The organism is Oerskovia flava (assembly GCF_026163685.1).
Classification (GTDB): Bacteria; Actinomycetota; Actinomycetes; order Actinomycetales; family Cellulomonadaceae; genus Oerskovia_A; species Oerskovia_A flava.
In genome coordinates this window covers 210,784-232,599 of sequence record NZ_JAOXSR010000005.1, presented here as the reverse complement: position 1 = coordinate 232,599, position 21,816 = coordinate 210,784, and the positions used below count along the sequence as shown (strand labels likewise).

At 72.7% G+C, this 21,816-nt stretch carries 21 protein-coding genes and 3 tRNA genes; 13 read left to right on the top strand and 11 right to left on the bottom strand.

Annotated elements, in window-relative coordinates; all coding sequences use genetic code 11:
• Window positions 1–49 precede the first annotated feature (49 nt).
• Together OHL10_RS10725 and OHL10_RS10720 are read right to left on the bottom strand one after the other, a co-directional pair.
• On the bottom strand, window positions 50–1,090 hold the full coding sequence (locus OHL10_RS10725) for an aldo/keto reductase (RefSeq protein WP_265522197.1): 1,041 nt from the start codon (window positions 1,088–1,090) through the stop codon (window positions 50–52).
• Between the two features lie 9 nt (window positions 1,091–1,099).
• The gene (locus tag OHL10_RS10720; protein WP_265522196.1) at window positions 1,100–2,326 is read right to left on the bottom strand and encodes a heparan-alpha-glucosaminide N-acetyltransferase domain-containing protein; all 1,227 of its coding nucleotides are present in this window, start codon (window positions 2,324–2,326) and stop codon (window positions 1,100–1,102) included.
• A gap of 133 nt (window positions 2,327–2,459) precedes the next feature.
• Between OHL10_RS10720 and OHL10_RS10715 the strand changes: the two genes are divergently transcribed.
• Together OHL10_RS10715 and OHL10_RS10710 are read left to right on the top strand one after the other, a co-directional pair.
• Window positions 2,460–3,341: a class I SAM-dependent methyltransferase gene (locus OHL10_RS10715; RefSeq protein ID WP_265522195.1), complete on the top strand. Its 882-nt coding sequence runs from the start codon at window positions 2,460–2,462 to the stop codon at window positions 3,339–3,341.
• 50 nt (window positions 3,342–3,391) lie between these two features.
• Entirely contained in the window at window positions 3,392–4,174 is a 783-nt protein-coding gene (locus OHL10_RS10710; protein ID WP_265522194.1) for a fumarylacetoacetate hydrolase family protein, read from the top strand.
• 7 nt (window positions 4,175–4,181) lie between these two features.
• Here the strand turns inward: OHL10_RS10710 and glsA are convergent, their stop codons facing one another.
• A complete protein-coding gene (gene glsA, locus OHL10_RS10705) occupies window positions 4,182–5,567 on the bottom strand; it encodes a glutaminase A (protein WP_265522193.1) in 1,386 nt (461 codons plus the stop codon).
• A gap of 54 nt (window positions 5,568–5,621) precedes the next feature.
• Between glsA and gltX the strand changes: the two genes are divergently transcribed.
• Both gltX and OHL10_RS10695 read left to right on the top strand, forming a co-directional pair.
• Window positions 5,622–7,121, top strand: a complete 1,500-nt coding sequence (gltX, locus tag OHL10_RS10700; protein WP_265522192.1) for a glutamate--tRNA ligase — start codon at window positions 5,622–5,624, stop codon at window positions 7,119–7,121.
• Window positions 7,118–7,879 carry an HAD family hydrolase gene (locus tag OHL10_RS10695; RefSeq protein ID WP_265522191.1) on the top strand — a complete coding sequence of 254 codons (762 nt, stop codon included), beginning with the start codon at window positions 7,118–7,120 and terminating at the stop codon, window positions 7,877–7,879. Before gltX ends, OHL10_RS10695 begins: the two co-directional genes overlap by 4 nt.
• A gap of 36 nt (window positions 7,880–7,915) precedes the next feature.
• Here OHL10_RS10695 and OHL10_RS10690 read toward each other — a convergent pair whose 3' ends face one another.
• Window positions 7,916–8,866, bottom strand: a complete 951-nt coding sequence (locus tag OHL10_RS10690; protein ID WP_265522190.1) for a LysR family transcriptional regulator — start codon at window positions 8,864–8,866, stop codon at window positions 7,916–7,918.
• Window positions 8,867–8,935: 69 nt separating this feature from the next.
• Here OHL10_RS10690 and OHL10_RS10685 point away from each other — a divergent pair, with 69 nt between their 5' ends.
• Window positions 8,936–10,051, top strand: a complete 1,116-nt coding sequence (locus OHL10_RS10685; RefSeq protein ID WP_265522189.1) for a YeiH family protein — start codon at window positions 8,936–8,938, stop codon at window positions 10,049–10,051.
• 12 nt (window positions 10,052–10,063) lie between these two features.
• Here OHL10_RS10685 and OHL10_RS10680 read toward each other — a convergent pair whose 3' ends face one another.
• Window positions 10,064–10,723, bottom strand: a complete 660-nt coding sequence (locus OHL10_RS10680; RefSeq protein ID WP_265522188.1) for a hypothetical protein — start codon at window positions 10,721–10,723, stop codon at window positions 10,064–10,066.
• On the bottom strand, window positions 10,720–11,505 hold the full coding sequence (locus OHL10_RS10675) for a class I SAM-dependent methyltransferase (RefSeq protein ID WP_265522187.1): 786 nt from the start codon (window positions 11,503–11,505) through the stop codon (window positions 10,720–10,722). The genes OHL10_RS10680 and OHL10_RS10675 overlap by 4 nt, the downstream gene beginning before the upstream one ends.
• 159 nt (window positions 11,506–11,664) lie before the next feature.
• Between OHL10_RS10675 and OHL10_RS10670 the strand changes: the two genes are divergently transcribed.
• The 3 genes from OHL10_RS10670 to OHL10_RS10660 all read left to right on the top strand — a co-directional run bounded on the left by OHL10_RS10670 (window position 11,665) and on the right by OHL10_RS10660 (window position 12,045).
• Window positions 11,665–11,736 (top strand) — tRNA-Gln (locus OHL10_RS10670).
• A 93-nt stretch (window positions 11,737–11,829) separates the two neighbouring features.
• Window positions 11,830–11,902: transfer RNA gene (locus tag OHL10_RS10665), tRNA-Glu, on the top strand.
• A gap of 70 nt (window positions 11,903–11,972) precedes the next feature.
• A tRNA-Glu gene (locus OHL10_RS10660) sits at window positions 11,973–12,045 on the top strand.
• Between the two features lie 82 nt (window positions 12,046–12,127).
• Here OHL10_RS10660 and OHL10_RS10655 read toward each other — a convergent pair.
• From OHL10_RS10655 to OHL10_RS10645, 3 genes are all read right to left on the bottom strand, one after another.
• Window positions 12,128–13,021 carry a PH domain-containing protein gene (locus tag OHL10_RS10655; protein ID WP_265522186.1) on the bottom strand — a complete coding sequence of 298 codons (894 nt, stop codon included), beginning with the start codon at window positions 13,019–13,021 and terminating at the stop codon, window positions 12,128–12,130.
• A gap of 7 nt (window positions 13,022–13,028) precedes the next feature.
• Complete coding sequence (locus OHL10_RS10650; protein ID WP_265522185.1) at window positions 13,029–13,196, bottom strand: hypothetical protein; 168 nt, start codon at window positions 13,194–13,196, stop codon at window positions 13,029–13,031.
• 191 nt (window positions 13,197–13,387) lie between these two features.
• Window positions 13,388–14,107: an IclR family transcriptional regulator gene (locus OHL10_RS10645; protein ID WP_265522184.1), complete on the bottom strand. Its 720-nt coding sequence runs from the start codon at window positions 14,105–14,107 to the stop codon at window positions 13,388–13,390.
• 171 nt (window positions 14,108–14,278) lie between these two features.
• On the opposite strand from OHL10_RS10645, the gene leuC reads away from it, so the two are divergent.
• Both leuC and leuD read left to right on the top strand, forming a co-directional pair.
• On the top strand, window positions 14,279–15,760 hold the full coding sequence (leuC, locus tag OHL10_RS10640) for a 3-isopropylmalate dehydratase large subunit (protein WP_265522183.1): 1,482 nt from the start codon (window positions 14,279–14,281) through the stop codon (window positions 15,758–15,760).
• Between the two features lie 43 nt (window positions 15,761–15,803).
• The gene (gene leuD / locus OHL10_RS10635; protein ID WP_265522182.1) at window positions 15,804–16,439 is read left to right on the top strand and encodes a 3-isopropylmalate dehydratase small subunit; all 636 of its coding nucleotides are present in this window, start codon (window positions 15,804–15,806) and stop codon (window positions 16,437–16,439) included.
• A gap of 85 nt (window positions 16,440–16,524) precedes the next feature.
• On the opposite strand, the gene OHL10_RS10630 is transcribed toward leuD, so the two are convergent.
• On the bottom strand, window positions 16,525–17,409 hold the full coding sequence (locus tag OHL10_RS10630) for an LLM class flavin-dependent oxidoreductase (protein ID WP_265522181.1): 885 nt from the start codon (window positions 17,407–17,409) through the stop codon (window positions 16,525–16,527).
• 57 nt (window positions 17,410–17,466) lie between these two features.
• Window positions 17,467–18,405 carry a DUF808 domain-containing protein gene (locus tag OHL10_RS10625; protein ID WP_265522180.1) on the bottom strand — a complete coding sequence of 313 codons (939 nt, stop codon included), beginning with the start codon at window positions 18,403–18,405 and terminating at the stop codon, window positions 17,467–17,469.
• A gap of 178 nt (window positions 18,406–18,583) precedes the next feature.
• Here OHL10_RS10625 and OHL10_RS10620 point away from each other — a divergent pair, with 178 nt between their 5' ends.
• From OHL10_RS10620 to OHL10_RS10610, 3 genes are all read left to right on the top strand, one after another.
• Window positions 18,584–19,480, top strand: a complete 897-nt coding sequence (locus OHL10_RS10620) for a pentapeptide repeat-containing protein (RefSeq protein WP_265522179.1) — start codon at window positions 18,584–18,586, stop codon at window positions 19,478–19,480.
• A 10-nt stretch (window positions 19,481–19,490) separates the two neighbouring features.
• Complete coding sequence (gene lpdA, locus OHL10_RS10615) at window positions 19,491–20,900, top strand: dihydrolipoyl dehydrogenase (protein ID WP_265522178.1); 1,410 nt, start codon at window positions 19,491–19,493, stop codon at window positions 20,898–20,900.
• 239 nt (window positions 20,901–21,139) lie between these two features.
• Entirely contained in the window at window positions 21,140–21,694 is a 555-nt protein-coding gene (locus OHL10_RS10610) for a type IV toxin-antitoxin system AbiEi family antitoxin domain-containing protein (protein ID WP_265522177.1), read from the top strand.
• The last annotated feature ends 122 nt before the right edge of the window (window positions 21,695–21,816 follow it).

Sequence of the window (21,816 nt, the reverse complement as noted above, 5' to 3'; positions counted from 1 at the left end):
CCGCATGCTCGGCGGAAGCGTGGTGGGAGGGAGAGGGGGAGGGGGCGGGTCAGAACGGGGCGATCTTGCTGGCTGGCGGGAAGATGTCGTCGAGCTCGGCGAGGTCCTGCGCGGAGGGCACCCACGCGGCGGCGGCCGCGTTCTGCCGCACCTGCTCGGGCTTCGTCGCGCCCGCGATGACGCTGGAGACCTGGGGCTGGGCCAGGAGCCACCCGAACGCGACCTGCAGCTCGGTGATCTCCCGGACCTCGCAGAACGCGTGCAGGCGGGCGAGCGCCTCCCAGGGCGCGGTGTCGAGGAGGTGCGGCTTGGACGTGACGAGCCGGCCGTCGTCGGGCCGCGCGCCGTGCGCGTACTTGCCCGTCAGCAGACCGTTCGCGAGCGGGAAGTACGGCAGGACACCCAGGTCGTAGGCCTGCGCGGCGGGCAGGACCTCGAGCTCGGCCGCCCGGTCGATGAGGTTGTACTGGTTCTGCGCCGAGACGAACCGCACGCTGCCGTGCGCGCGTGCGGTGTGCTCGGCGTCGGCGATCTGCCAGCCCGCACGGTTCGAGTGCCCGACGTAGCGGACCTTGCCCGAGCGCACCAGGTCGTCGAGCGCCGAGAGCGTCTCGTCGACCGGGGTCAGTCCGTCGGGCGTGTGGTACTGGTACAGGTCGATCCACTCGGTCCGCAGCCGGCGCAGCGAGCTCTCGACCGCGCGCACGACGTAGCGCCGGGACCCGCGCGCCCGGAAGTCCGCGCCGTTGGCCCCCCGCATCGGCATCCCGAACTTCGTCGCCACCACGACGTCGTCGCGCCGCCCTTCCAGCGCCTGGCCGAGGAGCTCCTCCGACAGGCCCGGGCGGGCGCCGTACGCGTCGGCGGTGTCGAAGAACGTCACCCCGGCCTCGATCGCGGCGTCGATGAGCGCGCGGGTGCCCTCGAGGGTCTCGGTCGCGGTCTTCGACCGGCCCAGGTTGTTGCACCCGAGGCCGACGGCGGAGACCGCCAGGCCGGAGCGACCGAGCCGGCGCAGCGCGGGGGACGTGTCCGCGGGCTGGCCGGAGGTCGTGGTGGAGGAGGAGCCGGACGGGGCGTTCGTCGTCATGGGCCGACCCTACGACGCGCCCGTGCCGCTCCCCACCCGTGGTGCGGGCTCGGCGCCGCCGAGCGACGACGCGCGGGCGGCGACCTCTGCGAAGAGCCGTTCGATCGGGCCGCGCCCCAGCGCCCACCGCCACACGGTGGCGAACGCCAGCGACGCGACGACCAGCCACAGCAGCGGGGTGTTCGTCAGCTGGTCGTGCGCCTGCGGTCCCCACCGCCAGATGACGACGATCTGCAGCGAGTACACGGTCAGGGCCATGGCGCCGACGGCCGCGACCGGTGCGAGCACCCGTGACCCGAGGCGTCCGACGAACAGGCACAGCCCCAGGACCGCCACCGCGAACCCGCCGGAGCCGAACACCTCGAGGCTCGTGTCGGTGTGCGGGCCGGCGAGCCAGAGGTAGTCGGGCGTCGGCCAGGGGTCCGACCACGACCGGGGCGAGCCCAGGCTGGAGGCGCCCGCTGCCCGCAGCTCGATGTCGTCGGCCCCGCCCAGCGAGCCCACGATCGCCGTCGACAGGGCGGTGCACGCCACCCCGAGGGTCAGGCCGCCCGTGAGGAGGACCGAGCGCAGCACGGGCGAGGTGAGGTCGCAGCGGCCGATCGCCATGCCGGCGAGCACGTACGCCATCCACACCGCCGCCGGGTAGTGCCCCGTGACGAGGAAGTCCGTCACCGCGCCCGAGCCGTCGCGCGGCAGCCGCAGCCCCCACCGGGCGAGCGCCTCGGCGCCCCAGTACGTCACGAGCGGCCCGACGACGCCCAGCGCGACCGCGAGCCCGAGCAGCCGACGCGGTGACCACCGCAGGAACGGAAGCGCCAGCACGAAGTACGCGGCGTAGAAGCCGAGGATGAGCAGGACACGCGTGCCCAGCAGGTCGAGCAGCGCCACCAGACCCAGCAGCAGCGCCGAGCGCACGAGGAGGCGGGTGCGGACCTGCAGCGCGGGCAGGCCCACGAGCGGCTTCTCACGGCCCGAGACGAGCGCGAGGGAGACGCCCGCGACGAGGGCGAAGAGGATCGACGACCGCCCGTGCGACACCGACAACCAGCCGGACAGCTCGCCGAGGTCGTCCGAGGTGAAGCCCACGTGCGCGGTGAACATCCCGAGCACGGCGATCCCGCGCGCGACGTCGACCCCCGCCACGCGACCCGGGCCCCCCAGGAGCCGCTCGAGGTGCCTGCCCGCGGGTGCCCGGCCGGGCGTGGTGGTCGGCTCGCCGGAGGGTGAGGTCATGGGGGCGATTGTGCGCCCCGGCGGGCCCCGGTGCACGACGGCGCGCGCCCGCGCGGTCCCGCGGAGCGCGCGGGCGCGCCCATGATGTGAGAACGGGGTCGAGAACGCCCCGCGGGAGATCTACGGTGCGGGTATGACGGATACCCACCCGCGCGACGTCGCGTCCCCCGACGCCCCCACCGGGGCCACGGGGAGCAACCCCCGCAAGGAGTCCGAGTCGTACACCCACGGGCACCACGAGTCGGTGCTCCGGTCGCACCGCTGGCGCACCGCCGAGAACTCCGCCGGGTTCCTGCTGCCGCACCTGCGGACCGACATGACGCTCCTCGACGTGGGCTGCGGACCGGCGACCGTCACGGTCGACCTGGCCGAGCGCCTGCCCCAGGGCCGGGTCGTCGGTGTCGACGCCTCGGCCGCGGTGCTCACCAGCGCGCGCGAGCTCGCCGCCGAGCGCGGCGCGCAGAACCTCTCGTTCCAGCAGGCCAACGCCTACGAGCTCCCGTTCGCCGACGCCTCGTTCGACGTCGTCTTCGCCCACCAGCTCCTCCAGCACCTCTCCGACCCCGTCGCCGCGCTGCGCGAGCTCAAGCGCGTCGCCCGGCCCGGCGGCCTCGTCGCCGTGCGCGACGCCGACTACGCCGCGATGACCTGGTACCCCGAGTCCGCCGGTCTGACCGAGTGGAACACCCTCTACCACGAGGTCACCCACGCCTACGGGTACGAGGCCGACGCCGGCCGCCGCCTGTTCTCCTGGGTCCAGGAGGCCGGGTTCGACCCGGCCGGGATCGTGCCCTCGGCGGGCGTGTGGTGCTACGCGACGCCCGAGGACCGTGCCTGGTGGGGAGCACTGTGGGCCGAGCGCTGTGTGGCGTCGAACTTCGCCGTCCAGGCGCAGGAGTCGGCGCTCGCGGACGACGTCGCCCTCGAGCTGCTCGCCCAGGACTGGCTGCGCTGGGCCGAGGAGCCCGACGGCTGGTTCGCGCTGCTGCACGGCGAGGTCCTCGCCCGGGTCTGAGGGCGCGCGTCCGGGCGTGCCCGGGTCCGGGGCGCCGGTACGCTGAACCCGTGCGCATCGCCAGATTCACCACCGGAGACGACCCCCGCTACGGCCTCGTGCAGGAGGAGGCGGGAACCACCTACCTCGCGGTCCTCAACGGGGACCCGCTGTACATGCCCGTCGCACCGACGGGTGAGCGGCTCGAGCTGGGCGACGGCGTCCGGCTCCTCGCGCCGGTCATCCCGCGTTCCAAGATCGTCGCCGTGGGCAAGAACTACGCCGCGCACGCCGAGGAGATGGGCGGCGAGGTGCCCTCGCGCCCGCTGGTCTTCTTCAAGCCCAACACCTCGGTCGTCGGCCCGGACGACCCGATCGTGCTGCCCGGCTTCACGCGCGAGGCCAGCTACGAGGCCGAGCTCGCGGTCGTCATCGGCCGGCTCGCGAAGGACGTGTCCCCGCAGGCCGCGGCGTCGTACATCCTCGGCTACACGGTCGCGAACGACGTGACCGCGCGCGACGCCCAGCGCACCGACGGGCAGTGGGCCCGCGCGAAGGGCTTCGACTCCGCGTGCCCGCTGGGGCCGTGGATCGACACCGATCTCGACCCCGAGGACGTCGCCGTGCGCAGCCGGGTCAACGGCGAGCTGCGCCAGGACGGCCGCACCCGGGACATGGTCTTCGACATCCCGTACCTGGTCTCGTACATCTCCGAGGCGTTCACCCTGCTGCCCGGCGACGTCATCCTCACGGGCACGCCCGCCGGGGTCGGCGCGATCGAGGCGGGCGACCGGGTCGAGTGCGAGGTCGAGGGCCTGGGCGTGCTGAGCAACCCGGTCGTCCGGCGGGACTGACGCCGGTTCAGGCCGTCGCGAGCAGCTGGTCCTCGCACCAGCGCTGGGCGTCCTCGAAGGTGGTCGTCCGGTGCTCGACCCCCGTGACGAGCCCTCGCTCGAACGGGTCCACCACCACCACGTGGACCCGCTGCGACTGCAGCCGCTCCACGAGCCCGCCGAGGAGCTGTGCGCCGAGGCTGATGACGCGCGAGGCGCGTGACAGGTCGAGGATCAGCCAGCACTCGCCGTCCGGCAGCGGCGAGGGCAGCTCGTCGACGGACCGCAGGATCGACTCGGCCGCCGCGAACTCCACCGAACCCTGGACCGCCCGCACGGAGATCGCCGAGCCGAGGTCGCGCAGCCGGCGCCGCTGGCCGGGCGTACGGTGCGCGAGCTGCCGCAGCCGGTCCACCCGGGTCGAGCGGTACAGGGCCGAGACGTCCCGGTCGGGACGGTGCATCAGATGCAGGTCGAACCGGCGGGAGATCTCCTGCGCGGCGGCCACGGAGCGCACGCTGTTGCCGCGCGCGTCGAGGGGCGGGCTGAACAGGCCCAGCCCGAACTGGCCGACGCCCGCGCACACCAGACCGCCCGAGACGCCGCTCTTGGCCGGCAGCCCGGCGCGCAGCAGCCACTCGCCCGCGTAGTCGTACATGCCGCACGTCGCCATGACGGCCAGGACCCGCTCCGCGACGTGCTCCTCGACGACCTCGACGCCCGTGACGGGGTTCACGCCGCCGTTCGCGAGGGTCGCCGCCATGACGGCGAGGTCGCGCGCGGTGACGAGCACCGAGCACTGGCGGAAGTAGGTGCCGAGCGTGCCCTCGACGTCGGCCTGCAACGACCCCGCGCCGTGCATGAGGTAGGCGATCGCGCGGTTGCGGTCGCCGGTCGCGGCCTCGGACGCGTAGACCCGCTCATCGACGTCGAGCTCCCGGCCGGCGAACGCCCCGAGCTCGGCGCGGATGCGCTCGAAGCGCGCGGCCTCGTCGGGCGCGTCGACGAGCGACGTCGTGACGATGGCGCCCGCGTTGACCATGGGGTTCGGCGGCCGGCCGGTGCCCGGCTCGAGGCGGATCGAGCTGAAGCCCTCGCCGCTCGGCTCCGCCCCGACGCGGACGAGCACCTCCTCCAGCCCCAGGTCGCGCAGCGCGAGGGCGAAGACGAACGGCTTCGACAGCGACTGGATCGTGAACGGTACGTCGGCGTCCCCGGAGACGTAGACGTTCCCCGTCACGGAAGCGACCGCGATGCCGAACAGGCCCGGGTCGGCCGTCGCGAGCTCGGGGATGTACGACGCCAGCTCGCCGCCCTCCGACGCGCTGAACCGGTCGTGCACCACGTCGAGCGTGTCGGTGATCAGCTCTCCCGCGCCGGTCGGTCGCATGCTGGGCTGCGCAGGGGGGCTCATACCGGAGATTGTGCCGGGCACGGGGCGGATGCGCGACGCCGATACCCTGGTGCCGTGATCCCCGCTCCCGGCACCTCGCCCGTCCGTGTCCGCTTCTGCCCGTCCCCGACCGGCACCCCGCACGTCGGTCTGATCCGCACCGCGCTGTTCAACTGGGCCTACGCCCGGCACACGGGCGGCACGTTCGTGTTCCGCATCGAGGACACCGACGCCGCGCGCGACTCGCAGGAGAGCTACGACCAGCTCCTCGACGCGCTGCGCTGGCTCGGCCTCGACTGGGACGAGGGCGTCGAGGTCGGCGGCCCGCACGAGCCGTACCGGCAGTCGCAGCGCACGGACCTGTACACCGACGTCGTCGCGAGGCTGGTGGAGGGCGGCTACGCCTACGAGTCGTTCTCCACGCCGGAGGAGACCGAGGCGCGCAACGTCGCCGCGGGCCGCCCGAAGGCCATGGGCTACGACGGCTTCGACCGCACCCTGACCGAGGAGCAGAAGGCCCGCTTCCGCGCCGAGGGGCGCGAGCCCGTCCTGCGTCTGCGGATGCCCGACGAGGACGTGACGTTCACCGACCTCGTGCGCGGCGAGATCACCTTCGCCGCCGGCTCCGTGCCGGACTTCGTCATCGTCCGGGCGAACGGTCAGCCGCTGTACACGCTCGTCAACCCCGTCGACGACGCCCTCATGGGGATCACCCACGTGCTGCGCGGCGAGGACCTGCTCTCCTCGACCCCGCGCCAGGTCGCGCTCTACCGCGCGCTCCTCGAGCTCGGCGTGGCGCAGGTCATGCCGGAGTTCGGCCACCTGCCGTACGTCATGGGGGAGGGCAACAAGAAGCTCTCCAAGCGCGACCCGGAGTCCAACCTCTTCCTGCACCGCGAGCGCGGCTTCACGCCGGAGGGTCTGCTCAACTACCTGGCGCTGCTCGGCTGGTCGATCTCCCCGGACAACGACATCTTCTCGGTGACGGAGATGATCGAGGCGTTCGACGTGCACGACGTCATCCCGAACCCGGCACGCTTCGACCTGAAGAAGGCCGAGGCCATCAACGCCACGCACGTGCGCCTGCTCGCCCCGGACGACTTCCGCGACCGCCTCGTGCCGTACCTGCACGCCGGCGGGTTCGTCCCCGCGGACTCCTACGCCGACCTCGACGCCCGGGACCGCGGCCTGCTCGACGCCGGTGCGCCCCTCGTGCAGGAGCGGATGGTCCTGCTCGGCGAGGCCCAGGGCATGCTCGGCTTCCTGTTCGTGGCGGACGCGGACGTCGTCGTCGAGGACGACGCGCGCGGTGCGCTGCGCGACGACGCGAAGGAGATCCTCACGGCCGCCGTCGAGAGCCTCGACGCGCTCGAGCAGTTCGCCGCCGAGCCGATCCAGGAGGTGCTGCGCGCCGCGATCGTCGAGGGCATGGGCGTCAAGCCGCGGTTCGCGTTCACCCCGCTGCGTGTCGCCCTGACGGGTCGACGCGTGTCGCCGCCACTCTTCGAGTCGATGGAGATCCTCGGGAAGGGCTCGACGCTCGCGCGTCTGACGAGCCTGCGGGACTCCCTGTGACGCTCGCCCCACCGCCCGTCGAGGGGGTGCTCTTCGACATCGACGACACCCTCGTCGACACGCAGGCGGCCTTCGCGGCCGCGATCGACGCCGTGGCCCGGGTGCACCTCCCGGACCTCCCGCCCGACCGCTACGGCGAGGCCCTGGCGCTCTGGCGCGCCGACCCGAACGGGCACTACCGCGCCTACACGCGCGGCGAGCTCGGGTACGACACGCAACGGATGCGCCGGGCGAACGAGCTGCAGGACGCGTTCGGCGGCGCGACGCTCGACGACGACGGCTACGCCGCGTGGTTGTCCGTGTTCTGGGGTGCCTTCGAGGCGTCGTGGACCGCGCACGACGACGCAGCGCAGGTGCTCGCCGACCTCGCCGTCGCGGGCGTCCGGGTCGGCTCGTTGTCCAACGCCGCGACCGAGCTGCAGACCCGCAAGCTGAAGAGCGCCGGGCTCGGGCACGTCCCGCTGCTGGTCGGGGTCGACACGCTCGGCGTCGGCAAGCCCGACCCGCGGGTGTTCCTCGAGGCGTGCCGCCGGCTCGGGACCCCGCCCGAGCGCACGGCGTACGTCGGCGACGAGCTCGACGTCGACGCGCTCGGCGCCCGCGGTGCCGGCCTCGTCGGGGTGTGGCTCGACCGTCCCGGCGCCCGTCGCGGCGGACCGCACCCGGAGGACCCGCTCGCGGCCCGGGCGTCGGGCGTGCCCGTCATCGGCTCGCTCGCCGAGCTGCCGGGCGTGCTCGGGCTGTCGGCTACCGCCTGAGACATCGGGCAGTTGGCTACCGCCTGAGACATCAGGTCAGCCGGTGGGCTGACCCGCCTGACCTGCCGACGACGTGGCGACCGCGGCGATGCGCCGCGCGGCGGCGGACAGGTCCGTCCCGTCCTTCCACACCATGCGCAGCCGGCGGGCCAGGTCGAGGCCGGGGACGGGCACCGCGACGAGCGTGCCCCGCGCGAGGTCGTCGGCGACGGTGAGGCGCGACAGCACCGACACGGCGCCCGCGTACTGCACGGCCGTCTTGAGCGCCGCCGTCGACCCGAGGTGGGCCAGGTGCCCGGGGAGGGCCGTCCCGGCCGTCAGGAGGGCCTTCTCGAGGATCTCGCGGGTGCCCGAGCCGGACTCCCGGACCACCAGGTCGCTCGCGACGAGCTCGTCCACCGTCACGGACCGGCGCCGTCGGGTCGCCCACGGGTGGGCGGGACCGACGACCGCGACCAGCTCGTCGTGGGCGAGCGTGCGGCTGCGCAGCCCGCGCCGCAGGCTCGAGCTCTCGACGAACCCGAGCTCGGCGTCGCCGGCCAGGACGAGGTCCATGACCGCCTGCGAGTTGCGGACGAGGAGCTCGACGTCGGGCGCACGGTGCTGCGGCCCGGAGAGGGCGAGCGTGGCGAGCCACCGCGGCGCGAGGTACTCGGCGATCGTCAGGCTCGCCGCGAGGCGGACACGCTCGTCCGGCGCCTCCCGCAGGGCCGCGGCCGACGTCTCGAGGCGGTCGGACGCCTCGATCACCTCGCGGGCCCACGTCGCCGTCGCCCGCCCTGTCTCGGTGAGGACCGCACCGCGGGGCGTGCGGGTCACGAGCTCGAGGCCGAGGTGCCGTTCCAGGCGGCGCAGCCCGGCCGAGGCGCTCGGCTGGGTGAGCCCGAGGGAGCGGGCCGCGGCGCTGATCGAGCCGTGCGAGTCCGTCGCGACGAGCACCTCGAGCAGTCCGAGCGGCGCCCGGGCGGTACGCGACGGCTGAGCCATAGCCTCATCCTATGGTTCGGTGCCGCATCCGGCCTTCTGGCCGGCCCCCGGACCGGGGAGGCTGGCAGCATGACCCCGCCCCCCGGCACCCTCGTGCGCACCGCCGCACCGGCGCGCGCCGCCGCGGCCCCCAGCAGGCGCGGGACGCCGGCCGGGATCGCGCTGTGCGTCCTCGCGACCGTCGGCGTGCTCCTCGCCGCCCGTCTGCTGCCCGGCGTCTCGCCCCTGGTGATCGCGCTCGTCGCCGGGTCCGTTGTCGGGTCCGTCCGGGGTGCGTCGACCCGCTCGTCGGCCGGTCGGCCGCGCGGTACCGCTCGCCCCGGTGCTGCCCCGCTCGACGCCGGGGCCCGCTGGGTCGCGACGCACGTGCTGCGGGCGGGGGTCGTTCTCTTGGGGCTGCAGCTCTCCGTCCCGCAGGTGCTGGGTCTCGGGTGGCGCGGCCTGACGGTCGTCGCCGTCACGGTCGCCGTCACGTTCGGTGCGACGTGCGCCGTCGGTCGCTGGTTGCGCCTTCCGCGCGCGACCGTGCTGCTCGTCGCGACGGGGTTCTCCGTCTGCGGCGCGGCCGCCATCTCCGCGATGCGGGGCGTTTTGGACCGCCGAGAGCCCGACGACGCGTCGCCCGCCGCGACCGCGCTCGCCCTGGTCACGGTCTACGGGTCGCTCGCGATCGTCGTCCTGCCGTGGCTGGCGGGTCTCGTGGGGCTCGACGCCGAGCAGACCGGGTTGTGGATCGGGGCGAGCGTCCAGGAGGTCGCGCAGGTCGTCACGGCCGCGGGGACCGTGTCGGCGGTCGCGCTGGCCACGGCGACCGTGAGCAAGCTCGCCCGCGTCGTCCTCCTCGCGCCGATCGTGACCGTCGCCGGGTTCGCCGCGGCACGCAGCGCGCGTGCCGACACCGAGACCGGGCCGGTCGCACGGCGGGTCTCGCCCGTGCCTCTGTTCGTCGTGGGCTTCCTCGCGGCCGTCGTGGTGGCGAGCCTCGGTGTCGTGCCTGCCGGGTGGGTCGAGGCGAGCGCGACCGTGACGACCGTGCTGTTCACGGCGGCCATGTTCGCCATGGGGCTCGGCGTCGACGTCCCGCACCTGGTCCGCACCGGGCGTCGGGCCCTGGTGCTCGGCGCGGCGTCGGCCGTCGTCGTCAGCGGTGTCTCGCTGGGCGCCGTGCTGCTCCTCACCGGGTGAGGTCGTCGGCGCTCAGGCGCGGACCGTGGAGTCCCAGCGCCAGCGGGTCTGGCGCGGGAGCCCGGGGAGCGTGCCCCGCCCCGTGCACCACACGAGCACGTCGTCGGCGGGGCCGTCGGGCGCCTCGGGGAACAGCCGTGCGACGACGCGCGCCGCGAGGCCCGGCGGGAACGACGGGCGTTCGCCGGTGAGGCCGAGAGCGATGTCCTGGCCGTGGACCAGCACCTCGATGGCGCCCATGGCCGCGAAGCCCTCGGGGTCGGACAGGCCGTAGGGGTGGAACGCCCGCACGTGCGTCGGCCGCGCCTCGACCTGCGTCGCGAGCAGCTCCGCCCCGGCCGTGAGGACCTCGGCGAGGCCGGTGGCACCGGCCTCGCGAGGGACGTGGGCGACCTCGTCCTCGCCCCGCGGGCCGCAGAGGGGGAGGTAGCCCAGGTGGGGGAGCCCGGCGAGCTGGAGGGCGTAGGCGAGGAGGTCGTCGATCACGTGCTCGGCGGTAGCCCAGCACGTCCAGCGCACCGGACCGGCCGGCACGTCGAAGGCCGAGGCGTCGCCGGGGTCGACGGCGGTGAGGATCTCGGCGAGCCACGCGGCCGCCGTCCGCACGTCGTCGCCCGAGACCGGTTCCGGCCGCGGTGCCGTGGCCGGAGCGCCCGTCACGCCCATGCTCACCCCGCCTCCGCGAGGTCGGCGCGCCAGCACTCGGCGCGGTAGGGCAGGTCGACCTCGTCGCGTCCCGCGAGGTCCGGGTGCGCGTGGGCGAGCTCGTCGACCTCGTCGAGCAGCTCGTCGCGCCGCGCCTCCGGCAGGGTGAGCAGGTAGCTGCGCGACGCGGCGAGGGCGCGCAGGGAACGGGTGCCGACGCGGTCGGCCCAGGGCACGGTCGTGTGCTCGGCCGGGGTGAACCGGTGGTCGAGGATCGGCACGCGGTAGCTGGGGTCGAGGGCGTCCCCCCGGTGGATGATCTCGGTGTACCGGCCGACCCAGTCGACCTCGTTGTCCCGGACGTTCCACACCAGTCCGAGTCGGCCGCCTGGCCGCAGCACCCGGGCAATCTCCGGCAGGGCGGTGGACGGCGTGAACCAGTGCCACGCCTGCGCCACGAGGACGGCGTCGACGCTCGCGTCCGGGAGGGGGAGCGCGTCGGCCGTCCCGGCGAGCGTGCGTGCCGCGGGGACCGCGCGGGAGAGCTCGGTCCGCATGGCGTCCGACGGCTCGACGGCCACGACGTCGAGCCCGCGGGCGACGAGCCGTTCGGTGAGCTTGCCCGTGCCGGCCGCCAGGTCGAGCACCTGGCGTGCCCCGCTCGGCAGGAGCCAGTCGACGGCCGCGTCGGGGTACGTCGGGCGGGTCGCGCGATAGACGTCGGCACCCTTGTCGAACGAGGCGGCCCGGTCCGTGCGGGAGGCGGCGTCCGGTCGTTCGGGGGGGAGCGGTGGCGTGCTGCTCGTCATGTTCAGACGGTGCCAGAGTTCGGCGGCGCCGTCGACCGCGTCCTGCCGCGAACGGGCGCATTTGGTCCCACGGCGGTTCCTCCGGTAATGTTCACCGCCGGTAAGACCTCCACAAACGCCCCGTCCAGAACGGGGTGCGCGGGGAAGGTCGTACCCCCTTGGGGTATGGTGTAATTGGCAGCACGAGTGGTTCTGGTCCACTTAGTCTAGGTTCGAGTCCTGGTACCCCAGCGCAGAGCACCGGCGTTCCGTAGCGGTCACACCGCAGCGGAGATGCGCTAGAGTTCTCATCGGCACGACGGCCCTCGCGGTCGTCGACCATAGGCCCCCATCGTCTAGCGGCCTAGGACGCCGCCCTCTCACGGCGGTAGCGCGGGTTCAAATCCCGCTGGGGGTACGAGCACGACGAGCCCGTTGCGGGCCTGGCGTGATCGCACGGTCCGTCGCCCTCGGGTGACGAGTCCCTGGCCCCCATCGTCTAGCGGCCTAGGACGCCGCCCTCTCACGGCGGTAGCGCGGGTTCGAATCCCGCTGGGGGTACATCGCACAAAGGCCTGGACATGATGTCCGGGCCTTTTGTCATGCCGGAGAGCTGCTGTGAGCTGTCGTCGTGTGCGGTACGTCACCGCGCCGGGGGCGGCGGCGGAGGGATCGTCGGTGGCAGGTCCCGCGGGGGAGCGGCGTCCCGTGGCGGGTGGAGGCTGACGAACGTCGCCCGGTCCTCGGCGGAGATCTCCCAACCACGGTCCACCTCGTCCAGGTCTTCCCGGGGCACGACGCGCAGCGGTTGCGTCTGCTGCTCGGGGGTCCGGTGAGGGCCCTCGCCGGCGCGGTGGGGAGGCGGCGGCACCGGTGGCGCCGACCACATCGACGAGCCTGCCGGTGGCGCCGGTACCGGGGAGAACGGCGGGGGCGGCGGGACGGGGGCCGGTGACTCACCGGGCCACAGAGGGGGCGGCGGGGCCTCGTCCTCGTCCTCGCCGTCGGGCCGGTCGTCGTCCGGGTCGTGACCGGAGGGGCCGAAGAGGGTGTCGCAGATCTGCCGGTAGGTGACGTCTGGGTTCTTCACCCAGTCGATCTGCCGCATCGCCTGGTCCTGGCCGGCGGACTCGAGGATGAACTGTCCGTACCCGAGGACGCGGCCCAGGATGGACCGCGAGTAGTTCATGTCGGTGACCTTGCCCAACGGCATCATCGCGACCTTGTGCGTGATGAGCCCGTAGGTGAGGATCATGCGCCGGTTCGTCGTGACGAACCATTCGTTGCGCCATTCGAGCAGCTTCCAGCCGGTGCGCGCGAGGACGGGTACCCACAGCCACCAGACCATCTGGGCACCGGCGCCCATGGCGGGCGCGAGGGCCCCGGCCAGCAGTGCCAGGAGGATCGCGGAGACGACGACCGTGGCGATCGGTTCGATGAGCTTGCCCCAGTGGTGGCGAGCGGCGACGACGATCCTCTCGTCGATCAGGATGTACCGGTCGAGGATCCGGCTGCTCACCTTCAGGCTGGGCTGCACCGCCGGCTCACTCGATGAGGTTGGTGAAGAACTGTCCGATGCTGCGGAAGGCCGAGATGATGACGTCCCAGACGCCTTGCAGGATGTCGGCGGCCCGGTCCGGGCTCGTGATGATGGCGTACAGCAGGAATCCGATCAGGAGCCACATCAAGATCGTCTTCGCCTTGGCGGGCATCGGGACTCCTCGCAGGTCTCGGGGCTTCGATCACGTTCTGCCGTGCACGTCGGTGCACCGCAGGCGTGCTGGACGACGTCCGGCGATCCGAGCCATTGTGGCAGCGCCGCACCGACCGCGTCCGAAGGCGCGCCGTCGGAGCATAGCGCGTTCCGGTGCGGATGAGGCTGATTCTGCCTGATCTGTCCGGATCACTCGCCGGCGCGGCGCAGCACCTCGGTGAGGCGGTTGGCGGCGGCGACGACGGAGCCCGAGTGCAGGCGTCCCGGCTGCCGGGTCAGGCGCTCGACCGGCCCGGAGATCGAGACCGCAGCCACGATCCGACCGGAGGGTCCGCGGACGGGTGCCGAGACCGAGGCGACCCCGAGCTCGCGCTCGGAGACGGACTGCGCCCAGCCGCGCCGTCGGACGCCCGAGAGGATCGTGGCCGTGAAGACGGCCTCCCGCAGCCCGCGGTGCAGGCGGTCGGGCTCCTCCCACGCGAGCAGGATCTGCGCCGCGGACCCGGCGTGCATCGTGAGGGTGGCCCCGACGGGGATGGAGTCGCGCAGGCCGACCGGTCGCTCGGCCGCGGCCACGCAGATGCGGTGGTCGCCCTGGCGCCGGTAGAGCTGCGCGCTCTCGCCGGTGTGGTCGCGCAGCGCCGTGAGCACCGGGTTGGCGGCCGCCAGGAGCCTGTCCTCGCCGGCCGCCGTGGCGAGCTCGTTGAGGCGGGGCCCGAGGACGAACCGACCCTGCATGTCCCGTGCGACCATGCGATGGTGCTCGAGGGCGACGGCGAGCCGATGCGCCGTCGGGCGGGCGAGTCCGGTGGCCGTCACGAGCTGCGCGAGGGTGGCCGGACCGGACTCCAGGGCGCCCAGGACGGACGCCGCCTTGTCCAGCACGCCGACTCCGCTAGAATTGTCCATAGGTCGATATTGCCGTCTCGCACAGTGAGATGCAAGTCAGCGAGGACGGCGAGTCGGCGCATTCTTCGAGCAGCACCCACAATTCACCCGATGTCAGCCCCACGAGGACCCGAGGTCACCCTGGTCCCCCCACAGGGTCGCCACCGCAGGACACAGGCAGGAGATACCAACATGGCCGGCACGCTGGCAGAGAAGGTCTGGGACGCGCACCTGGTGCGACGAGGCACCGACGGGTCCCCCGATCTCCTCTACATCGATCTGCACCTCATCCACGAGGTGACCAGCCCCCAGGCCTTCGAGGGCCTGCGGCTCGCCGGTCGCCAGGTCCGTCGGCCCGACCTCACCATCGCCACCGAGGACCACAACACCCCCACCCTCGACATCGACCTGCCGATCGCCGACCTCACGAGCCGGACCCAGATCGACACGCTGCGCAACAACGCCCGGGAGTTCGGCGTGCGCATCCACTCCCTCGGCGACGCCGACCAGGGCATCGTCCACCAGGTCGGCCCGCAGCTCGGCCTGACGATGCCGGGCCTCACGGTCGTCTGCGGCGACTCGCACACGTCGACGCACGGCGCGTTCGGAGCGCTCGCGTTCGGCATCGGGACCTCCGAGGTCGAGCACGTCCTCGCGACCCAGACGCTGCCGCTCGCCCCGTTCAAGACCATGGCGATCACGGTCGACGGCGAGCTGCCCCCGGGCGCGACGAGCAAGGACATCATCCTCGCGATCATCGCGAAGATCGGCACCGGTGGTGGCCAGGGCTACGTGCTGGAGTACCGCGGCGACGCCATCCGCAGGCTGTCGATGGAAGCGCGCATGACGATCTGCAACATGTCGATCGAGGCCGGGGCTCGCGCCGGCATGATCGCGCCCGACGAGACCACCTTCGAGTACCTCAAGGGTCGCCCGCACGCACCCGAGGGCGCCGACTGGGACGCCGCCGTCGAGTACTGGAAGACGCTGCGCTCGGACGACGACGCCACGTTCGACGAAGAGGTCGTCCTCGCGGCTGCGGACCTCGAGCCGTTCATCACGTGGGGGACCAACCCCGGGCAGGGCCTGCCGCTGTCGGCGAGCGTCCCCGTCCCTGCGGAGATCGCGGACGAGAACGAGCGGGTCGCCGCGGAGCGGGCCATCGAGTACATGGGGCTGACGCCGGGCCAGCCGCTGCGGGAGATCGCGATCGACACGGTCTTCATCGGCTCGTGCACCAACGGTCGCATCGAGGACCTGCGCTCGGTCGCGAAGGTGCTCGAGGGCCGCAAGAAGGCCGACTCGCTGCGCGTCCTGGTCGTGCCGGCCTCCGCCCGCGTCCGCCTGCAGGCCGAGGCCGAGGGGCTCGACAAGATCTTCCTCGACTTCGGCGCGGAGTGGCGCAACGCCGGGTGCTCGATGTGCCTCGGCATGAACCCGGACCAGCTCGCCCCCGGCGAGCGCTCGGCCTCCACGTCCAACCGCAACTTCGAGGGTCGCCAGGGCAAGGGCGGACGCACCCACCTGGTGTCCCCGCTCGTCGCGGCCGCCACCGCGATCCGAGGAACGCTCTCCTCGCTCGCCGACCTGGACCTGCCCGACGACGTCGACCTCACGTCGTTCGACGGCACACCGCTCGCGCCGCTCGACCCGCGCGTGCTCCTGCAGGTCTGATCGCCGCACCCGGACGCCACCCGAACAAGGAACGAGAGCACTCATGGAGAAGTTCACCACCCACACGGGCGTCGGTGTGCCGCTGCGGCGGAGCAACGTCGACACCGACCAGATCATCCCTGCCGTCTACCTCAAGCGCGTGACGCGCACGGGCTTCGAGGACGCGCTGTTCGCGGCGTGGCGCGGCGACCCCGAGTTCGTCCTGAACCAGCCCGCCTACTCCTCGGGCTCCGTGCTCGTGGCGGGCCCCGACTTCGGGACCGGCTCCTCACGCGAGCACGCCGTCTGGGCGCTCAAGGACTACGGCTTCAAGGTCGTCCTGGCCTCGCGCTTCGCGGACATCTTCCGCGGGAACTCCGGCAAGCAGGGCCTGGTCGCCGGCGCGGTCGCGCAGGAGGACATCGAGCTGCTGTGGAAGGTCCTCGAGACCAGGCCGGGCACCGAGGTCACCGTGAACCTCGTCGACCGCACCGCGATCGCGGACGACGTCGTCGTGCGCTTCCAGGTCGACGACTACACCCGCTGGCGGCTCATGGAAGGGCTCGACGACATCGGCCTGACCCTCCAGCACGAGGGGGACATCACGTCGTTCGAGGCGACCCGCGCGAGCTGGCGCCCCAAGACCCTGCCGGCGAAGACGCTGCCCAAGGTCGACATCGAGGCTGCTCGGCCGGTGTGATCTTCTTGCGGTGATCGTGGCCCGGGGCGGGTCCTGCGGAGGTGACGACGGGTCATCCGTCCGCGGGGCCCGCCCCTCGCTGCGTTCAGGTGCGGGTCGGGCCCTGGCTGATCGCGTCGAGGAGGCCCTGCGGGGTCGCGGTCTCAGGGTTCCAGCGGGACTCGACCCACCAGGTCGCACCGGCGTCGGCGAGCCCGGCGAGCTGGTCCTGCGCCGCGGAGCGGTCCGTGGGGAGCTCGCCCTGGAGGACGACGTCGAACGGCCGGTCCTCAAGCCCCAGCTCGGTGCGGCGGGTGGTGAGCCAGGAGACGAGGGCGGCGACGCCGGCGGGCTCGGGGACGTCGGTGCCGCGGTCGCCCTTGAGCTGCAGGACGATGCCCTCGTGGCGCAGCGTGCGGTCGAGCGACCGTACGGGCGGACGCTCGGCGTCCCACACACCGACGGGCCAGACGGGGATCCGCCGCCCGACGACCGGGCGCTCGACCGGGCGCGGGAGGAAGTGCATCTCGCTCGTCTCGAAGCGCCTGCCGGAGAACGCGAACGGCTCGCCGGTCCAGGCGCGGTCGAGGAACGCGAGGGTGTCGTCGAGCTGTGCGGCCCGGTCACGCAGCGCCTGCGGCTCGCCGGGGACGGCCGAGAAGCCGCCGTCGTCGAGCACGCCGACGCCCACCGGGAGGACGAGGCGCCCGCCCGACAGGTGGTCGACCGTGACGGACTGCCGTACGACCTCCCAGGGTTTGCGCCGGGGGAGCGCGAACACCATCGCGCCCAGCGTGATCCGCGCGGTCCGCACGGCCGCGGCGGCGAGCACGGCCCAGGGGTCGAACGTGTCGACGCCCATGATGCTCATGCCGTCCCAGGAGAAGAACCCGTCCCAGCCGTGCTCCTCCGCCGCGACCGCCATGTCGACCACCTCGGTCACGGTGCCGAAGCTCCCGACGATCCCGACCTTGATGCCCTGTGCGCTCATGCTCGGGACGCTACCCACACCCACCGACGCCCGCCGAGAGCCCTGAAGGAGACCCGCTCAGTGGTGCTGCGTGCTGCGGCGCGGGACCACGTGCATCACGGCGACCACGACGGCGCCGACGACGACGCCGACGATCGCGGAGCCCAGGGTGTCGACGAGCCACGCGAGGAACCCGCCCACGCCCGGCACGCCGTGGACGGCGTCCTCGAGCACGTGCAGCAGGTCGTACGGCGCGTGCCACCCGAGGTCGTACGTGCCCTGCAGGAGGATGTGGCCGCCCACCCAGAGCATGGCGACGATCCCGACGGTCGAGATGACGGACATGACACGCGGCATCGCCCGGACGAGGCCCCGGCCGAAGGACTGGACCCAGCCGGTGCGGCGGCGCGCGAGGTGCAGCCCGATGTCGTCCATCTTCACGATGAGCGCGACGATCCCGTAGACCACCGCCGTGATGAGGAACGCGACGACGACGAGGATGATCGCGCGGGCCCAGAAGCCCTCGTCCGCGACCTCGTTGAGCGCGATGACCATGATCTCGGCGCTGAGGATGAAGTCGGTGCGGACGGCACCCGACACGACCTTGTCCTCGTCGACGGCCTTCTTCGCGGCCGCGTCGTCGACAGCCTCGTGGTGCTTGCCGGACACCATCTCCCACAGCTTCTCGGCGCCCTCGAAGGCGAGGTACGTCCCGCCGAGCATGAGGAGCGGGGTGAGCAGCCACGGGAGGAACTGGCTGAGCAGCAGCGCCGCGGGGAGGATGAAGAGCAGCTTGTTCCGCAGCGACCCCGTCGCGATCCGCCGGATGATCGGCAGCTCGCGCTTCGCGGCCAGCCCTTCGACGTAGCGCGGCGTGACGGCCGTGTCGTCGATGACGACACCCGTCGCCTTGACGCTCGCGCGCCCGGCCGCCGCACCGATGTCGTCGACGGAGGCGGCAGCGAGCCTGGCGAACGCCGCGATGTCGTCCAGCAGGGCAGCGAGTCCGCCGGCCATGAGGTCTCCGTCCGTGGGCCCGTGGCGCCGCGGGCGGGTCCGGGTCGTGTCGAGATGCGGCCGCGACATCGTATCCGTCGCCGCACGACGTCGCTCCGCGTGCGGTGGTCAGCTGCACGACGCAACCCGCGGTTGAATGAGATGGCCGTGCGCGTGGGCGCCGGGGTCTACTGGTGCGGTGCGTACGACACCTCCCTCCCGGAGCGCGGCACGCGGTGCCGGCCGCGACCACCTGCGGGCGGACTGCTCGAGCTGCTTCGCCCTGTGCTGCGTGGCGCTGACCTTCCGCGTCTCCGCCGACTTCCCGGTCGACAAGGAGGCCGGCGACCCGTGCGTCCACCTGGACACCGGCTTCCGGTGCTCGATCCACGCCCGCCTGCGGCCCGAGGGCTACGCGGGCTGCGACACGTACGACTGCTTCGGCGCGGGCCAGCGCATCTCCCAGGAGACCTTCGGCGGGGCGAGCTGGCGCGAGCGCCCGGAGACGTCCGCCACGATGTTCGCCGTGCTCCCGGTCGTCCGCCAGCTCCACGAGCTGCTCTGGTACCTCACCGAGGCGCTCACCCTCCCGGACACGGCGTCGCTGCAGGCCGAGCTCGAGGCGCTGTGCACCACGGTCGACGACCTCGCGGGCGGCGCGCCCGAGACCCTCGTCGACCTCGACGTGACCCCGTGGCGCGCCCGCACGGGCGAGCTCCTCGCGGAGACGAGCCGTCTCGCCCGGGCGGGCGAGCGCCGTCGGGCACGCGGTGCCGGACGGCGCGACCACCGGCGCGCCGACCTCGCCGGAGCGCGGCTGGCGGGGGCGGACCTGCGCGGGGCGGACCTGCGGGGGGCGTGGCTCATGGGAGCGGACCTGCGTGGCGCCGACCTCCGGCGGGCGGACCTGCTCGGGACCGACCTGCGAGACGCCGATCTCACGGGCGCGGACCTCAGCACGGCGCTCTTCGTCACGCAGACCCAGGTGAACGCGGCGCGCGGGGATGTACGCACGCGGCTCCCGGAGGCCCTCGCGCGCCCGCGCCGCTGGGCGTGCGACGAGGATCACGCCTCGCGGGCTCGCGGTCCGTCGTAGGCTGGCCGACATGGCAGCCCACTATGACGTCGTCGTGCTCGGAGCAGGTCCTGGAGGCTACGTGGCCGCGATCCGCGCGGCCCAGCTCGGGCTCTCGGTCGCTGTGATCGAGGAGAAGTACTGGGGTGGTGTGTGCCTCAACGTCGGGTGCATCCCGTCCAAGGCGCTCCTGCGCAACGCCGAGCTCTCGCACCTGTTCACCCACGACGCGAAGACCTTCGGCATCAGCGGGAATGTGAGCTTCGACTTCGGCGCCGCGTTCGACCGCTCGCGCCAGGTCGCCGAGGGACGCGTCAAGGGCGTGCACTTCCTCATGAAGAAAAATAAGATCACCGAGTACGACGGCCGCGGGACCTTCCGTGACGCGCACACGCTCGACGTCGCGCTGGCCGACGGGTCGACCGACGAGGTCACCTTCGACAACGCCATCATCGCGACGGGCTCCGCCGTCCGGCTCCTGCCCGGTGTCGAGCTCAGCGAGAACGTCGTCACGTACGAGAAGCAGATCCTCACCCGCGACCTGCCGCGGTCCATGGCCATCGTCGGCGCCGGTGCCATCGGCATGGAGTTCGCCTACGTGCTGAAGAACTACGGCGTCGACGTGACGATCATCGAGTACCTCGACCGCGCGCTGCCGAACGAGGACGTGGACGTCTCCAAGGAGATCACCAAGCAGTACAAGAAGCTCGGCGTGCCGATCCTCACCTCGACGAAGGTCGAGTCGGTCACCGACAACACCGCCGCCGGCGGCTCCGTGACGGTCACCTACACGGGCAAGGACGGCTCCGGCGCCACGCTCGAGGTCGACAAGGTGCTCATGGCCGTCGGGTTCGCCCCGAACGTCGAGGGCTTCGGCCTCGAGAACACCGGCGTCGAGCTCACCGAGCGCGGGGCGATCGCCATCGACGACGTCATGCGCACGAACGTCGAGCACATCTACGCCATCGGCGACGTCACCGCGAAGCTCATGCTGGCGCACGTCGCCGAGGCCCAGGGCGTCGTCGCCGCCGAGACCATCGGCGGCGCCGAGACCATGACCCTCGGCGACTACCGCATGATGCCGCGGGCGACGTTCTGCCAGCCGCAGGTCGCGAGCTTCGGCCTCACCGAGGCCCAGGCCCGCGACGAGGGCTTCGACGTCAAGGTGTCCACGTTCCCCTTCACCGCGAACGGCAAGGCGCACGGACTCGGCGACCCCACCGGGTTCGTCAAGCTCGTCGCCGACGCCACGCACGGCGAGCTCCTCGGCGGCCACCTCATCGGCCCCGACGCCTCCGAGCTCCTGCCCGAGCTCACCCTCGCGCAGAAGTGGGACCTCACCGCCTTCGAGCTCGCCCGCAACGTCCACACCCACCCGACGCTGTCCGAGGCGCTCCAGGAAGCCATCCACGGCCTCACCGGGCACATGATCAACTTCTAGCCGACATCTCGTCCGCCACATGGCGGACAGCCTGGTCAGAGGCCCGGACCCGCGGAACTCCGCCGGTCCGGGCTTCTTGCTGTCTGGGGCCCGCGGACATCTGGCGCAGGTCAGCGTGCTGAAGGGGATCGGTGGTGAGGTGCGCTCGAGCGGGCCGCCGAGCGACCCGTCGACAGGTTGTCCTGGCTTCTCACCGTCTACAGGTCTAGGCTTCCTGTAGACAGTTAGGAGGTGGCGGGATGTCGGTACTGACGCTCGAAGCGGCACGCGCAGCGGGGTTGCGCAAGGACGAGGTATACCGCATGGCCCAGGCCGGCGAGCTGGAGCGGATCGGGCGCGGTGTGTACATCCGGCCCGGAGAGCTGGACCCTGCCATGGCGTCACTGGCGGGCGCGACGGCGGTCAAGCCCGCCGCGACGATGTGCCTCACCAGTGCACTGGTGCACCACGGGCTGAGCGACGAGATCCCTCGTGCCACCGACATCGCGTTGCCGCGCGGTACGAGGTTCCCCGCGGGCTTTGAGCACGTGATCTGGCACGCCTTCGGGCCGGCGACGTTCGAGATCGGCCGCATCACGATGAGTGAGCACCCTGACCTGTGGGTCTACTCAGCCGAACGGACCATCGTGGACGCGTTCCGGATCGCGCATCTCGAGGACATCGACCAGGCCAACCAGGCACTGCGTCGTTGGGTCCGGCGTCCGAACAGCTCGCCTGCCGAGCTGCTCCGCACGGCGGGACACTTTCCGCGGACCGTCACCGCGATCCGCGGGGCGCTCCAGGTGCTGCTGTGAGTCCGAACTCGTCACGCGAGACGCCGGCAGGTCGTGCGTACGACGACTTGCGCACCCTTGCCAAGGTGCAGGGCCGTGACCCAGCGGAGTACCTGGCGCTGTACGCGCTGGAGGGCTTCCTG

Excerpts from the sequence above, each read along its gene's own strand:
- OHL10_RS10725 (WP_265522197.1), bottom strand. The coding sequence starts at position 1,090 with ATGACGACGAACGCCCCGTCCGGCTCCTCCTCCACCACGACCTCCGGC.
- OHL10_RS10720 (WP_265522196.1), bottom strand. The coding sequence starts at position 2,326 with ATGACCTCACCCTCCGGCGAGCCGACCACCACGCCCGGCCGGGCACCC.
- OHL10_RS10715 (WP_265522195.1), top strand. The coding sequence starts at position 2,460 with ATGACGGATACCCACCCGCGCGACGTCGCGTCCCCCGACGCCCCCACC.
- glsA (WP_265522193.1), bottom strand. The coding sequence starts at position 5,567 with ATGAGCCCCCCTGCGCAGCCCAGCATGCGACCGACCGGCGCGGGAGAG.
- OHL10_RS10690 (WP_265522190.1), bottom strand. The coding sequence starts at position 8,866 with ATGGCTCAGCCGTCGCGTACCGCCCGGGCGCCGCTCGGACTGCTCGAG.
- OHL10_RS10685 (WP_265522189.1), top strand. The coding sequence starts at position 8,936 with ATGACCCCGCCCCCCGGCACCCTCGTGCGCACCGCCGCACCGGCGCGC.
- OHL10_RS10675 (WP_265522187.1), bottom strand. The coding sequence starts at position 11,505 with ATGACGAGCAGCACGCCACCGCTCCCCCCCGAACGACCGGACGCCGCC.
- OHL10_RS10650 (WP_265522185.1), bottom strand. The coding sequence starts at position 13,196 with ATGCCCGCCAAGGCGAAGACGATCTTGATGTGGCTCCTGATCGGATTC.
- OHL10_RS10645 (WP_265522184.1), bottom strand. The coding sequence starts at position 14,107 with ATGGACAATTCTAGCGGAGTCGGCGTGCTGGACAAGGCGGCGTCCGTC.
- leuC (WP_265522183.1), top strand. The coding sequence starts at position 14,279 with ATGGCCGGCACGCTGGCAGAGAAGGTCTGGGACGCGCACCTGGTGCGA.
- leuD (WP_265522182.1), top strand. The coding sequence starts at position 15,804 with ATGGAGAAGTTCACCACCCACACGGGCGTCGGTGTGCCGCTGCGGCGG.
- OHL10_RS10630 (WP_265522181.1), bottom strand. The coding sequence starts at position 17,409 with ATGAGCGCACAGGGCATCAAGGTCGGGATCGTCGGGAGCTTCGGCACC.
- OHL10_RS10625 (WP_265522180.1), bottom strand. The coding sequence starts at position 18,405 with ATGGCCGGCGGACTCGCTGCCCTGCTGGACGACATCGCGGCGTTCGCC.
- lpdA (WP_265522178.1), top strand. The coding sequence starts at position 19,491 with ATGGCAGCCCACTATGACGTCGTCGTGCTCGGAGCAGGTCCTGGAGGC.
- OHL10_RS10610 (WP_265522177.1), top strand. The coding sequence starts at position 21,140 with ATGTCGGTACTGACGCTCGAAGCGGCACGCGCAGCGGGGTTGCGCAAG.